This is a genomic window from Rhodoferax aquaticus (genome assembly GCF_006974105.1).
GTDB classification, from domain to species: domain Bacteria; phylum Pseudomonadota; class Gammaproteobacteria; order Burkholderiales; family Burkholderiaceae_C; genus Allorhodoferax; species Allorhodoferax aquaticus_A.
The window spans coordinates 2,462,047-2,475,627 of the sequence record NZ_CP036282.1; the positions used below are offsets into that span (position 1 = coordinate 2,462,047).

The window sequence follows — 13,581 nt, forward strand, 5'->3', positions numbered from 1 at the left end:
ACTAAGGTCATACCCCTGACACAATGGTGGCCAATAACGCAAAAGGCCGATACCCACATGCATGCACTAAGCCCTACCGACTCCGCTTTCATGTGGATGGAGACCCGTAACCAGCCGATGCACGTTGCGGGCCTTAACCTCTATACACCACCCGCCAACGAACCCGGTTTTGTGGCGGAGTTGTTGGCCCATTGGGCAACCCATCTCAAAGCACTGCCCCCATTCAATATGCGCCCTGTGCTGCGCATGGGCTTGTGGTACTGGGAAGAAGACAAGCACTTTGAGGTGGACTACCACCTGCGCCACCTAGCACTCCCCCAACCCGGCCGTATTCGCGAGCTACTGGCCATTGTGTCGCGCCTACACGGTAACCTGCTGGACCGCAACCGCCCGCTGTGGGAGGCCTATGTCATTGAGGGTCTGCCTGGGGGGCGCTTCGCCACCTACATCAAGATTCACCACGCGCTGGTCGATGGTGTGACGGCTGCCAAAATGATGGCACAAGCCCTAAGCCACCAAGCCACGGTACACAAAGGCCCACTGTGGTCCTTGCACTACCCAAAGCACCCCACCAGCCGCCCTGCACGGGCACCTCTAAGCTTGGCCCAACAGTTAGCGCAACTGGCCAGTATGGGACGCGACCTCTTACCCGGAGTGGCCAGCGCGCTCAAAGACATGGTGGGAAGTGACCAAGACACCAATGCGCCCGCCCGCGCCTTTCAAGCGCCTGCGAGTTTGTTCAACGTCGAAATATCGGGTTCCCGTCGCTTTGCCGCACAGTCTTACTCTCTACCTAGGCTCAAGCGTTTGGGTGAAGCGTCAGGGGCTACCGTGAACGACGTCACCTTGGCCATTTGTGCCGGCGCATTGCGCCAGTACCTCTTGGCCCACCAAGCCTTGCCCTCCAAGCCGTTGATCGCCATGGTGCCTGTGTCTTTGCATGCAGGTGCCGACGTAGCGGGCAACCAAGTGTCTGTGCTACTGGCCAATTTGGCCACCCACATCGCAGACCCGCTCAAGCGCCTACAGCGCATTGTGCAGTCCACGGGCAAAGCCAAAGAGCGCCTGACCCACATGCCCCGGCTACAAAAACTCTCGCATGGGCTCACCAGCATATCGCCTATGGGTGTGGCCATGGTCACTGGCGCGGCCAAGAAACACCCGGTGTTCAATGTGGTGATCTCCAACGTGCCTGGCCCGACCGACACGCTGTACATGAATGGCGCGCAGTTGGATGAGGTGTATCCGGTCTCTATCGCCACGCACTACCTTGCGCTGAACATCACGATCACGGGCTATGGTGACAAACTAGGCTTTGGCTACATCGCTTGCCGCCGCTCGGTTCCTGGCCTGCAACGCATGCTGGACTACACCGACCAAGCGATTGAGGAATTGGAACTGGCCTTGGGCTTACAAGGCAAGCCCGCAGTGATGGCCAAACCCATCAAAGCACCGCGTAAGCGCGCCAGGATAATGGAGCCATGACTCCTTTGGCACCCACTTCACCTCAGCAAGCCCCCGAACCACAGCATCCCCAAGGCACTGAGCCAAGGCAGCGCCCACAACCCCAATCGCTCTCCGACCTTTTTTGGTCCTTCAGCTGGCTCGCACTGCAAGGTTTCGGGGGTGTTTTGGCGGTGGTGCAACGGGAACTCGTGGAGAAGAAAAAGTGGCTCACGCCCTCTGAATTTTTGGAAGACTGGGCGGTAGCCCAGATACTGCCGGGCCCCAATGTGATGAACCTCTCGCTCATGATTGGGGACCGCTACTTTGGAATGCGCGGTGCGCTGGTGGCCTTGACTGGCATGCTCTTGTTCCCGCTGCTCATTGTCCTAGGCTCAGCGGTACTGTTTGCGGCAGTTTCAGATGTTCCGCAGGTCCAAGGGGCACTGCGCGGGATGGGCGCTGTTGCGGCCGGACTCATCACAGCCACGGGTATGAAGTTGGTTGCTGGCTTAAGGGCAAATGCCATGGGTGCGCCTGTCTGCTATGCGTTAGCCGCTATGACTTTTGTAGCTATCGCCATCTTGCGACTGCCCTTGGCCTGGGTTTTGTTCACGCTGGGCGGCTTGGCCTGGTGGTGGGCTTACCGACAGTTGCGCGCCCTACCTACCCCAGCAGGTGAAACGCCATGACGCTACCCCTCGCCCTGAGCGCCACAGAGTGGCTGGGCCTGTTTGTTCACTTTCTCTCGCTATCGCTCTTGGCGGTAGGCGGCGCCATTGCTACTGCGCCTGACATGCACCGTTATCTCGTCGATGAGCGGCACTGGCTGAGTGACGCGCAATTTAGCTCCAGCATAGCGCTGGCACAAGCGGCTCCTGGCCCCAATGTATTGTTCGTAGCGGTGTTGGGATGGAATGTCGGCGTGAACGCGGCCGGCGGCATGGCAGCTGGTCTGCATGCCTGGGGCTTGGGTGCCTTGGGTATGGCGCTAGCCATGCTAGGCATCATGCTGCCCAGCACAACCCTCACGTTCGCTGCAGCACGCTGGGGCCATAGAAACCGTGAGCTCAGAGTCGTGCGCGCATTTAAGCAAGGCTTGGCACCTATTGTCGTAGCCATGCTGATCGCAACCGGTTGGATTCTTGCAGGTGGTCATGGAGGCCCATGGGCACAATGGCCTTTATGGCTTCTGGCGATCGCCAGCGCGGTACTGGTTTGGCGCACCCAAATACACCTCCTGTGGGTTCTGGCAGGAGGCGCTGTGCTAGGTGCGCTGGGCTGGGTTTAGGCCAAGCGCCGCCCTTCAGTTCTTGCCGCAGTGGACTGATTTTTCGGCCAAGCAGCACAGCCAATGCCTAACAGAACAAAGGCTCCAGCGGCAAGGTGCTTGGGCGTAAGCGTTTCACCCAACACCACGGCGGATAAAACGACAGCGCTCAGTGGCAAAAAGGCCATGAATGCACCTGCCGTGGCGGCGCTGGTCTGCGATAGCCCAGCGTAAAACAGCCAGAATGCCCCCACGGAGACCACCACGCCAAAGTACAGCACCGCCGCCACATCTTGCCAACGCAGGCTGGCCAAGGGAAAGTGCATAGCCTCCACTGCGGCAAAAGGCAAAAACATAAGAAAGCCCAGAACGCTCATGGCGGTGGCGATGGTCAGCGCAGACACCCGCCCGTGGGTACGCTTGCCCAAAACCACGAACAAGCCTTCGCACACCACCGCCCCAAGCACTAGCACCATGCCTTGGGCGTTGGCGGCGGCTCCGCCCCCACCCCTCTGCCCGCCTGTGACGTGTGTTGCCTCATGCACATGGAGCAAGGCCGCGCCCAGCACCGCAAAGCCAATTCCCAGCCACTGCCAGCGATGAGGCCGCTCTCGCAGCAGAACAACTGCCATCACGGCCGTTACGGCGGGCAGCGTGCCCGTGATCAAGCCAGCCTCTAAAGCGCCGCTGGTTTTGAGGCCAAAGAGCAAAAACACGGAGAACAAGAAAACGCCAGTCAAGGCTTGCAAAAACAGCGTCAGACAGTCAGCTCGGTTGGGCCAGGTAATGCGTCCCTCGCGCCAGAGCAACATCGCAATCAAAATGGGGGCTGCAATGGCAAAGCGCATGGCGGAGGCCAACATCACAGGCATGCTGGCAGCGACCAGCTTTCCGGCAACCACCGAACTGCCCACAATGGCCATGGCCAAGCCCAACTGCACATAGGCCACAACAGGTGACCCCGCCCCACTCTTCAACAAAGCCATCGCTTACCGCTCCTTCTCGCTTGATGCATAAAGAAGGCAGTGTCTCGCCCAGCGGCTTAGCGGTATTGAACGTTCTTGCGGTTTTGCGGCTGGCTGCGCAGGGGCGCAAATTGGCCCGGTGGCACGCCCCACTGGCGTTGGAAGTGCCGGCTCATATGGGCTTGGTCAGCAAAGCCGGTGGCAGCAGCAATGCTTGCCAGCGCTTCGCCCTGCTGCACGCGGGCTTTGGCCTGCTCTAGCCGCTTTTGGAGTTGGTAGGCATGGGGCGGCAGGCCTACATGGGCGCTGAAGCTGCGCACTAGGTGAAAGGGCGACACATGGCATAGCGCGGCCAATTCACTCAAGCTGCGCTGGCCCAGCAGGTCGGCGTCCAAGACTTCGCGCGCACGCGCTACTTGACGGGGCATCCGCGAAACAGGCGCTAGGGCCGCACGTTCACTGACATGGCGCGATAGCAACACACCACACAGTTCCAGCCAATGCTGCTCTACCGCCAAGGGACTGTCTTTTGCCAGCATGGCTTGTCCAAGAACCAGCAGCGCCGTAGCCGCTTGCGCATCTGCCACGACCGACTGCCCGAAGTGCAAGGTTTGCGCAGGCAGATCTAGCGTGGCGCGGCTAGTTTGCAGCAGCAGCTCAGGCACCAAGAGATTGAAATACGACCAGCCTTGGGGCGTTACCGTGTCGCCCGTGTGCACCTCACCGGGATTGACGATGCACAAGCTACCCGCAATGGCATGCTGCTGGCCACCCCGGTGCCAAAACGCATTAACGCCGGAGCGCACCACGCCGATGGAGTACCCGTCGTGGCTGTGCTTGGGGAAGTGTTGCTCTACAAAATGGGCGTCGACCAAGGCCAAGCCCGGCAGCTGCGGGTGCGCATGCACTGCAACGCGCCGCCCGCTCATGCCTGCACCCAGAGCGCGACGAACAGCGCAACACACAGCAAGCCCGAGACCCACAGCGCCCTGCGACCGGCCTGGGACGCACTCACCACGAAGCTTGCGGCTCGTTGGCAAACTGCTGGCATATCCGCGGCAACGCTTGGAACAAACAGCTGTAATGCGACAGCCCCGGCAGTACGTGTACAGGTTGGGCCTTGGGTAGCAAATGGGCTAGGCTATGCGCCATGCCTAAGGGCGACCAGTTGTCTTGATCGCCGTGCCATAGCTGGGCGGGAACGTCCATCGCACTCAGCGCAGTGGCCCAAGGTTGAACATAGGAGCCCACATCTCGCATGTACCCATGCACGCCGGGACCTAAGCTGCTGGCAAGCAGCCCCTGCAGCGTTGACTGAAAACTGCTGTCTTTCGCCAAAGTTTTGTCACCCCCCGCCGCACTGCCAAACAACATGCCGTACAGGGCTGCGGGTGCCAGCTTGGCAAGGAGTCCCTGCCACCGCGAGACTACTGCAAACACTAGGGGCCAGTTCTGGGCGAGTTGAAACACTACCTTACCTGCCATACCGGGCAAAAAGTCGCCACTCTCCAGCGGTGCAGCGCTTGAAACCAGATGCAGGCATTTGACCTGGCCTTGCATCCATCGCGCCGTTTGCAAAGCCACATAGCTTCCGATAGAAAAACCGACAAACCAACATGTGCGTCCGCCTAGCTTGGTTTGAATGTGCGCGGCCAGCGCCTGAAAGTAGGCATCCCCCTGGAGTGCAGAAGGCAGCATAAAGCGGTCTACCGCCATGCAGGTCAAGCCCAAGGCTGCCGCCTCGCGCTCTAACCACACTAACTCTTGAACGCCACCCGGTGCACCGTGAAAATACACCAGGACTGGCTTACCTTGCACTGCGAGCTCCCTTGGGGGTTCAGTGGGGGTTTTCAAAGAAGACGTAGTTGCTGCCGTAGTCACTGATCTCGAAGTAAACCTTCTTCTCGCCAGCGTCGACCTGCATGTTCAGGTTTTCATCGAGCACGCCGTAGCCGAAACGGTAAGGGCGTGGTTTGTTGTCGTCCGTGCCCATCGCTGTGCTGAGTTTGTCAATCTTCACGAATCGACGCACCAGCTTTTCGCCGGCATAAACCTCTAAGACTCCATTGGTGCCGGTCCAGTTCTGAATATCTCGGCTGATTTTGTTTTGCTGCTCTTGCGTGCAAGAGGTCAAGCCCAAAATGGCCACAGCGCCCACCAATACTGCACAAGCAGCTCTCAAACCAATAGCACGCATAGAGTCCTTAGTTACAAAAGTAGATTAAGCCAAGCTGCGTTGGCGCACAGCCTCATACAGGCAAACGCCACTGGCAACCGACACATTTAAGCTCTCGACAGCACCCTTCATCGGAATGCTCACCAGTTGGTCGCAAGTCTTGGCGGTGAGCTGGCGCATGCCATCCCCCTCCGCGCCCAGCACTAAAGCAACGGGGCCTTTGAGGTCGGCTTGGTACAGGGTGTGGGTGGCCGCGTCACTGGTACCAATAACCCAAATATTGCGCTCTTTGAGTTCATTCAAGGTGCGCGCCAAGTTAGTCACCATGAAGTAAGGCACGGTTTCCGCAGCGCCACTGGCCACCTTAGCTACCGTAGCGTTAATGCCCGCAGCGTGGTCTTTGGGGGCAATCACTGCGTGGACGCCGGCACCGTCTGCCACACGCAGACATGCCCCTAGGTTGTGAGGGTCTGTCACACCGTCCAATACCAAGATAAGAGCTTGGGTACGTTGTTCCAGCGGCAGTTCGGCATTGGCGGCCTCCAGGCCTTCTAGCAATTCGTCAAGCGAATGTACTTGGGCGAGCTCATGCACACGTGCGGCCACGCCTTGGTGCCCGTGGCTGCCGCACAGCTTGGCAATGCGCAGGCCATCCGACTCGATGAGCCGAACGCCAGCCTCGTTCACTTTCTCAATGAACTGGCGCATGCGCGCATCACGGCGGGTGGGCTCGAAATAGATTTCGATGATGGACTTGGGCGCTGTTTTCAGACGCACCCCGAGGGCATGAAAGCCAAATAGAACTTTGGATGAGGACATGCCCCATTATCGCGGCTTATCTGCCGCTATCAAAGTGAGAGCTGGACTTGCCTGAGCGATGGTCACAAACTCCCATGCGCTCCAACAGACCTACTGCACTTCAGAAGCGACCCGCCCTGCTTCTATCGTGATGCGTCGGTCACAGCGCGCGGCGATCGACCGGTCATGGGTCACCAATACCAGTGTGGTGCCTTGTTCGCGATTGAGGTCAAACATCAATTCCATGATTTTCTCGCCAGTAGCAAAGTCCAAACTACCGGTTGGCTCATCCGCCAAGAGCACCGCTGGGTGAACCACAAAAGCCCGAGCCAGGGCCACACGTTGCTGTTCGCCCCCACTAAGAACGCGCGGATACGCGTTAAGGCGCTGAGCCAGCCCTACCCTCGCCAGCATGTCACCCGCCGCTTTGCGCGCGTCTTTGCGACCGTCCAGCTCCAGCGGCAGCATCACGTTTTCAAGTGCGGTCAGGTTGCCCAACAGCTGAAAACTCTGGAATACAAAACCCACTTTGCGCGCCCTCAATGCAGCCCGCGCGTCTTCGTCAATGGCAAACAGGTCTTGGCCGTCTATACGTACCGTGCCTCTGGTGGGCGTGTCCAGGCCAGCGATGATCGAGAGCAAGGTGCTCTTGCCAGAACCAGAGGCACCCACAATTGCTGCAGTCTCTTTGGCTTTTAGCGCAAAATCAATGTCGCGCAGGATTTCCAGCGTGCCGGTGGAGTCGCTGACGGCTTTGTATACATGCTCAACAGAAATAATTGAATTAGACATGGGGCTCTCTTTGAATCGTCGACACTTTAGCGCGCTTGGCCTTTGGGCTGCTTTGACAGGGTCTTGTTTAGCGCAAACCGCTCCTACGGCTGCGCCCCTTGCCCCCACTGTGCTGGTATTGGGCGACTCGCTCAGTGCTGAGTATGGCCTTAAACGGGGCTCTGGCTGGGTCGCTTTGATGGAGCAGCGCTTTGCGAAAGAGAAGATTGCGGCCAAAGTAGTAAACGCCAGTATCAGTGGGGACACCACATCCGGAGGACGCTCGCGTTTACCGTCGCTACTCACCCAGCATCGCCCAAAGTGGGTCGTTATTGAGTTGGGCGGCAATGACGCACTACGCGGCTTGCCCCTGGGCATGACGCAAGACAACCTTTCCGCTATGACCCAATCAGCGCAGGCGATGGGAGCCAAGGTACTGATAGCGGGCATGCAGGTGCCTCCTAACTATGGCCAAGACTACAGCGAAAAGTTTGCCGCAACATTCGCCACCGTAGCAAAAACCCACAAAGCTGGCTTAGTGCCTTTTTTGCTTAAAGGTATCGCCGATGTGCCTGATGCACTGCGCTGGTTTCAGGCAGATCGCATCCATCCTCTAGAAGCAGCCCACCCGGTGATACTGGACACTATGTGGCCTGCTGTGCGTAAGATGATGCAATGAGCGTAAGCACAATCACGGCCAGCGAACTGCTAGTGCGCCTTCACGAGTTTGATACTGTGATCGACGCACGCACAGAAGATGAGTACGCCTTAGACCACCTACCCGGCGCCGTGAACTGGCCCACGCTGAGCAACCAAGAGCGCATCACGATTGGAACCATGTATGTGCAGGTCAGTCAGTTTGAGGCAAAAAAGCGCGGCGCAGCGATGGCCGCTAGAAACATTGCCGCACATATTGAACGCGAAGTGATGGACAAGCCGCGCGACTGGAAGCCTTTGGCCTACTGCTGGCGAGGTGGCAAACGCAGTGGTTCATTGGCGCTCATTCTGGGACAGATTGGCTTCAGAGTCACGATGGTTGACGGGGGCTACAAAGCATTTAGGGCCGCCGTCGTTGCGGCTACGCCCAGCTTGGTACGTCCGTTGCAATGGCGCGTGATCTGTGGCACCACGGGCTCAGGCAAAACCCGCTTGCTCCATGCACTGGCGGCCCAAGGCGCGCAGGTTTTGGACCTAGAAGCTTTAGCCAAACACCGTAGCTCTGTGTTGGGTGCCATTCCTGGCGTAAGCCAACCAAGCCAAAAGCGCTTCGACACCTTGGTGTGGAGCGCTCTGCGTACCTTTGATCCAAGCAAACCTGTGTATGTGGAGAGCGAGAGCAAGAAAGTCGGCAATGTAGCCGTTCCGATGTGCTTGATTGAGGCTATGCGGGCCAGCCCTTGCATTAACCTTGAACTACCGCAGGCACAACGCGTGGCCTTGCTGTTGGAGGACTACGATTACTTTGTCAACAACACCGAGCACTTTTGTAGTCGGCTACAGGTGCTAGCAGAGATTCGAGGTAAAGCGACGGTACAGCAATGGATTGCACAAGTGAGAGCGGGTGACATAGTGAACGTGGTCACAGAGTTGCTTGCGCTGCACTACGACCCGGTCTACCACCAATCTATGCGCCGTAATTTTTCACAGTTTGATAGGGCCAGCATTTGCACCCTTAAGAGCCGTGAACCGCACGACTTGGCAGAGAGTGCCAAGGCGCTTTTACAGGCCTCCTAGCGGCCCTTGCTGCGCGCTATGCTGTTACGTCACCAAGTAAAAAAGCCATCGGTCTGATGGCTTTTTAGAACTGAAACTCTCAGGATTGGGAAGGGCTAGATGTTTCGCCATCTGCAGGTGCATCTGGACTTGGCGCGGAGTCATCCTCGGGACCGTCGCCCACTTTGCGCTCAGCCTTGTTCTTTAGCTTTTCTTCTTTTTTCTTCTTTTTTGCCAGTTCTTTCTGACGTTTTTCGTATCCGTAATTGGGTGTTGCCAAAATATGCTTTCAAGTAGTTGAAGCCACTTTACCATTTTGTGTGTGCTTGGCTAGAAACTGAGCGTGATTTATTGCGATCTAAACAGGTTCATCGCTCTCTTTGTCAATCCACTGAACCGTGCCACGGTAGGCGTACCAACTGGCATAACCCAAGATAGGCCCCACAAGCAACAAACCCATGGCCCAAGGTGTCAAAAAAGCCAGCACCACCAATGCAGTGATCAATACACCCCAAAGCATCATCACCGCGGTGTTGTTGAAGACAACTTCCAGGCTGGTGATAGCGGCAGTAATGGCATCAGTGTCTCGGTCCAAAATAGTAGGAATGGATACGACTGCAGTAGCGAAAACTAAGACAGCAAAACCTCCGCCCACTAACGTATAGGCCACAATAAACTCCCAGTTGTCGGGATTGAAAATTGCACGAATGACCCCCGTAGTGGAAGGCATACCAGTGTTGAAAAATACTGCGAACACTACCAGTGAAGCCCGTCCCCACAGCAGCTCCAGCACAATCAAAACCAGCACCAGCAAGCCCATGCTCTTGAGGTGCGTGTCCCAACAGGTGATGGATTTGGACAGCTCTGGCTCAAGTCCTAGCTCACGCAAGCGACTCACTTCGTACAAGCCCATGGCCAAAAATGGCCCCAAGAGCAGGCACCCTGAGGCTATCGACATGGTGTATTCGGGTTTGCTTTTGAATACAGCGCTAAGCAACACAGCCATGAGCCAAAACGCGATACCGTAAAACGACGAAATACCGAGATGGGCACGAAAGTCACGAACTGCCTGAAGCAACCAATGCAAAGGGTCCGAAAAACGCGCATGCAAGATGCGCTTAGGGGGCGCATCGGATGGTGGAGGGGTATAGGGAGCTGGCTGAAGCTCTTTTGTTGGCATTTCCATGCACAAAGACTACTGTTAGCAAGCCCCCTTGCCTACTCAGGTAAACACCAGTTAATGCAAATGAATCAATGCTTGGCTAAGGTCCGCTTGAAGATCTGCTACCGACTCAAGGCCCACCCAAAAGCGGACCAAGATCCCTCGCTTGATATGCAATGGCCAAGCTGTACGCATGCTGGCTAAATCGTAGGGGACAACTAGGCTCAGATGTCCTCCCCAACTCCAACCAATTTTGAAGTGCTGCAAAGCATCACAAAATTGGTCGACTTGGGCTTGCGTTACATGGGGAGCTATCACCACGGTAAACAAGCCTGCAGCGCCGCCGCTACCTGATGTGCAGATCTCGGCCCAATGCGCGTGTCCGGGCGAACTAGGCAATGCAGGATGCAGCACTTGGACAAACTCCGGTCGGGTTTCGCACCAAGCTGCCAAAGCGCGCGCAGCGACATCGTGGGCTTGATAGCGCAGGTAGATGCTAGGCAGCGCCCGCAAAATTGCCTCAGCATCGTTGGCCCCCACATTGAAACCTAGGCGCATATGCGTGAGCTTCAAACGCATGTGCAAACCGGCATCTCGGGTAGTCACACTTCCCATGAGTACATCACCACTACCGCAGGGATACTTGGTCAGGGCATGCACCGAGATATCAGCCCCTAATGCAGGCGAACTCCCGGGCAGTAAGTCGAATGCAGAAAACGCTATGCCTGAACCCCACGTATTGTCCAAGGCAGTCCACACATTGCGCGCTTGGCAAACGCGCACCAACTCACACAGGTTCGGAAACTCCAAGCTTACGGACCCTGGCGCCTCCAACCAAACCAAACGCGTATTCTCAGACAGCTTGGCGGCCAAATCCTGCGGGTCCATCGGGTCGTAGCAACGGTGCGATATTCCCCACTGCTTTAACTCCCCATCAGCGAGACTTTTGCTGTTGCCATACACATTGTCCGGAATCAAGACTTCATCGCCAGCGCGCAGTAATGACAGTGAGACCAAGGCAATCGCGGCTAAGCCGCTGGGCACCAGCAAACACTGGCTTCCACCTTCTAATGTGCAAAGACGCTCTTCCAACGTATAGGTGGTTGGGGTTCCATGCAGACCATAGGTGAAAGCACTTTTGTCCTTCCACTCATAGCTACGCATGGCCGCCACGTTTGGAAACAGCACAGTCGAGGCTTTGAAAACCCCTTCTTGAAGCCCCTTAAAACCTGCCGGTGGCTGGTAAGGGTGGTGAATCAACTCTGTGCTGGGACTTTTCTTCATCATTGAACAACCTGCGCCTAAACGCTCCACTTTTGGATGAGTTGCTCGGGCCGCATAGCGTCATAGCCCTCAAATGGCTGATGAATCCATGGATTGGTGGGCAAAAACTCGACCGAGTAGTCAGGGGTAAACGTAGACAATGCTTTGGTCCAAATCACAGCACTGCGCAACTCCGTGATGGGGGCGTAATTGGTCTTCAGCTGTTTGATTACTGCGTTCAAGGTGTGCCCCGAGTCGGCCAAGTCGTCCACCAGCAACACTCGCCCCGCTATCTCGCCCTTGGGTGTCGTGATGTAGCGTGCAATGTCCAAATTGCCCTGCACGGTACCAGCGTCAGAGCGGTACGAACTGGTCGACATAATGGCCAGTGGCTTATCAAACACACGGGACATGATGTCACCTGGACGCAAGCCACCACGGGCTAGGCACAAAATAGTGTCGAACTCCCACCCAGACTGGTACACCTTGATAGCAAGTTTCTCAATAAGGTTGTGGTATTCGTCGTAGCTGACGTAGAGATGTTTTCCGTCTTCAGTTAGCATAGGTTTACTCCTACTTTGATAGCTGGTTGAGCAATAGATACGGGCGTAAATAGCGATTAAACAGAGCTTAATCGGCCAAGTAAGGGTGGCGCATCATGATGGTGTGATCGCGATCGGGGCTGGTAGAGACCATATGGATAGGAACTCCTGTAATTTGCTCAATCCGTTGGAGATAGAGGCGAGCAGCAGTGGGCAATTTATCGTACTGAGTAACGCCCACGGTGCTTTCTGACCAGCCATCCATGGTTTCGTACACAGGCTTGCAACGCTCTATGTCATCTGCGCCCATCGGCAAAATATCTACCAGCTCGCCGTCCAGCTCATACCCAGTGCAGAGCAGCAGCTCTTTCAGTCCGTCCAAAACGTCAAGTTTGGTAATACACAATCCCGTCAGACCATTGACCTGCGCGGACCGTTTGAGCAACGCCGCGTCAAACCATCCGCAACGTCGGCTACGTCCTGTCGTTACCCCCTTCTCCGCCCCCACTGTGCTCATATGGTAGCCAGGGGTCCCAGCGACTTCCCAATCCAACTCGGTCGGGAACGGCCCACCGCCAACACGTGTGCAATACGCTTTGGTGATGCCTAACACGTAATGCAACATGCCTGGCCCAACGCCAGAACCCGCTGCAGCATTGCCTGCTACACAGTTGCTGGAAGTAACATAAGGATACGTCCCGTGGTCTACATCGAGCAAGGTTCCTTGGGCACCTTCGAACAGCAAATTGGCACCTTTAAGGTGTGCTTCGTTCAATTCACGAGATACGTCAGCCATCATCGGCTTGAGCAGCTCAGCATGGCGCATAGCTTCGGCAAACACGGGCTCAAATTGCACTTGACCTTCTTTTATGTAGGGCGCCAAGGTGGGACCGAAGTCGAATGCAGCTGATCCGAGATAACTTGTCAGCACATGGTTGTGCAGGTCCAGCAGTTCGCGCAACTTGGCTGCAAACCGCTCAGGGTATTTCAGATCTTGCACACGCAAGGCGCGTCGGGCAATTTTGTCCTCATAGGCGGGGCCAATACCGCGACCGGTCGTCCCAATCTTAGCGGTGCCACCCTTCTCGCGAAAAGCTTCACGGGCTACATCAAGAGCGGCATGAAATGGCAAAATCAGAGGACAGGCTTCGCTAACACGCAGGCGCGAACGCAGTTCCACGCCCACTTTTTCCAAGCCTTCAATTTCTTCGAAGAGTTTGGCGGCAGACAAAACAACACCGTTGCCGATGTAGCACTTTACGCCCGGGCGCATGATGCCACTAGGAATTAAATGCAAGGCTGTCTTTACACCATTGATAACTAGCGTGTGTCCCGCGTTATGACCACCTTGGAAACGGACGACCCCTTGGGCGCTTTCAGTTAGCCAATCGACTAACTTGCCTTTGCCCTCGTCGCCCCACTGGGTGCCTACTACGACAACATTTCGGCCTTTGGTTGTGTTCATGGTTGGTTTTCGT

The 13,581-nt window shown here is 56.5% G+C and carries 16 protein-coding genes; 5 read left to right on the top strand and 11 right to left on the bottom strand.

Annotation, left to right across the window (positions count from 1 at the left end):
- Positions 1 to 57: 57 nt before the first annotated feature.
- Genes EXZ61_RS11295 through EXZ61_RS11305 form a run of 3 tightly spaced genes read left to right on the top strand, consistent with a single transcriptional unit; the run spans position 58 to position 2,734 of the window.
- Complete coding sequence (locus EXZ61_RS11295; protein WP_168224751.1) at positions 58 to 1,485, top strand: WS/DGAT/MGAT family O-acyltransferase; 1,428 nt, start codon at positions 58 to 60, stop codon at positions 1,483 to 1,485.
- Positions 1,482 to 2,135 carry a chromate transporter gene (locus EXZ61_RS11300; RefSeq protein WP_142811868.1) on the top strand — a complete coding sequence of 218 codons (654 nt, stop codon included), beginning with the start codon at positions 1,482 to 1,484 and terminating at the stop codon, positions 2,133 to 2,135. The genes EXZ61_RS11295 and EXZ61_RS11300 overlap by 4 nt, the downstream gene beginning before the upstream one ends.
- Positions 2,132 to 2,734 (top strand): chromate transporter, encoded by a 603-nt coding sequence (locus tag EXZ61_RS11305; RefSeq protein ID WP_142811869.1) that lies wholly within the window; start codon positions 2,132 to 2,134, stop codon positions 2,732 to 2,734. The genes EXZ61_RS11300 and EXZ61_RS11305 overlap by 4 nt, the downstream gene beginning before the upstream one ends.
- On the opposite strand, the gene EXZ61_RS11310 is transcribed toward EXZ61_RS11305, so the two are convergent.
- The 6 genes from EXZ61_RS11310 to EXZ61_RS11335 all read right to left on the bottom strand — a co-directional run bounded on the left by EXZ61_RS11310 (position 2,731) and on the right by EXZ61_RS11335 (position 7,444).
- Positions 2,731 to 3,699 carry a DMT family transporter gene (locus EXZ61_RS11310; protein WP_142811870.1) on the bottom strand — a complete coding sequence of 323 codons (969 nt, stop codon included), beginning with the start codon at positions 3,697 to 3,699 and terminating at the stop codon, positions 2,731 to 2,733. The genes EXZ61_RS11305 and EXZ61_RS11310 overlap by 4 nt on opposite strands.
- A gap of 56 nt (positions 3,700 to 3,755) precedes the next feature.
- On the bottom strand, positions 3,756 to 4,607 hold the full coding sequence (locus EXZ61_RS11315; protein WP_142811871.1) for a helix-turn-helix domain-containing protein: 852 nt from the start codon (positions 4,605 to 4,607) through the stop codon (positions 3,756 to 3,758).
- Between the two features lie 82 nt (positions 4,608 to 4,689).
- A complete protein-coding gene (locus tag EXZ61_RS11320) occupies positions 4,690 to 5,532 on the bottom strand; it encodes an alpha/beta fold hydrolase (RefSeq protein ID WP_142811872.1) in 843 nt (280 codons plus the stop codon).
- Positions 5,516 to 5,875: a hypothetical protein gene (locus tag EXZ61_RS11325; protein WP_142811873.1), complete on the bottom strand. Its 360-nt coding sequence runs from the start codon at positions 5,873 to 5,875 to the stop codon at positions 5,516 to 5,518. The genes EXZ61_RS11320 and EXZ61_RS11325 overlap by 17 nt, the downstream gene beginning before the upstream one ends.
- Positions 5,876 to 5,899: 24 nt before the next feature.
- Entirely contained in the window at positions 5,900 to 6,673 is a 774-nt protein-coding gene (rlmB, locus tag EXZ61_RS11330) for a 23S rRNA (guanosine(2251)-2'-O)-methyltransferase RlmB (protein WP_142811874.1), read from the bottom strand.
- A 90-nt stretch (positions 6,674 to 6,763) separates the two neighbouring features.
- The gene (locus EXZ61_RS11335) at positions 6,764 to 7,444 is read right to left on the bottom strand and encodes an ABC transporter ATP-binding protein (RefSeq protein WP_142811875.1); all 681 of its coding nucleotides are present in this window, start codon (positions 7,442 to 7,444) and stop codon (positions 6,764 to 6,766) included.
- On the opposite strand from EXZ61_RS11335, the gene EXZ61_RS11340 reads away from it, so the two are divergent.
- Positions 7,443 to 8,102 carry an arylesterase gene (locus EXZ61_RS11340; protein ID WP_142811876.1) on the top strand — a complete coding sequence of 220 codons (660 nt, stop codon included), beginning with the start codon at positions 7,443 to 7,445 and terminating at the stop codon, positions 8,100 to 8,102. The two genes, EXZ61_RS11335 and EXZ61_RS11340, sit on opposite strands and share 2 nt — an antisense overlap.
- On the top strand, positions 8,099 to 9,157 hold the full coding sequence (gene mnmH, locus EXZ61_RS11345) for a tRNA 2-selenouridine(34) synthase MnmH (RefSeq protein WP_142811877.1): 1,059 nt from the start codon (positions 8,099 to 8,101) through the stop codon (positions 9,155 to 9,157). The genes EXZ61_RS11340 and mnmH overlap by 4 nt, the downstream gene beginning before the upstream one ends.
- Before the next feature lie 79 nt (positions 9,158 to 9,236).
- Here mnmH and EXZ61_RS11350 read toward each other — a convergent pair whose 3' ends face one another.
- The 5 genes from EXZ61_RS11350 to EXZ61_RS11370 all read right to left on the bottom strand — a co-directional run bounded on the left by EXZ61_RS11350 (position 9,237) and on the right by EXZ61_RS11370 (position 13,568).
- Entirely contained in the window at positions 9,237 to 9,416 is a 180-nt protein-coding gene (locus tag EXZ61_RS11350) for a hypothetical protein (RefSeq protein ID WP_142811878.1), read from the bottom strand.
- Between the two features lie 78 nt (positions 9,417 to 9,494).
- A complete protein-coding gene (locus tag EXZ61_RS11355) occupies positions 9,495 to 10,322 on the bottom strand; it encodes a DUF2189 domain-containing protein (RefSeq protein WP_178084853.1) in 828 nt (275 codons plus the stop codon).
- A gap of 51 nt (positions 10,323 to 10,373) precedes the next feature.
- On the bottom strand, positions 10,374 to 11,585 hold the full coding sequence (locus EXZ61_RS11360) for an aminotransferase class I/II-fold pyridoxal phosphate-dependent enzyme (RefSeq protein WP_142811880.1): 1,212 nt from the start codon (positions 11,583 to 11,585) through the stop codon (positions 10,374 to 10,376).
- A 14-nt stretch (positions 11,586 to 11,599) separates the two neighbouring features.
- Positions 11,600 to 12,124 carry a phosphoribosyltransferase gene (locus EXZ61_RS11365; protein WP_142811881.1) on the bottom strand — a complete coding sequence of 175 codons (525 nt, stop codon included), beginning with the start codon at positions 12,122 to 12,124 and terminating at the stop codon, positions 11,600 to 11,602.
- A gap of 67 nt (positions 12,125 to 12,191) precedes the next feature.
- Positions 12,192 to 13,568: an adenylosuccinate synthase gene (locus EXZ61_RS11370; protein ID WP_142811882.1), complete on the bottom strand. Its 1,377-nt coding sequence runs from the start codon at positions 13,566 to 13,568 to the stop codon at positions 12,192 to 12,194.
- Positions 13,569 to 13,581: the final 13 nt, after the last annotated feature.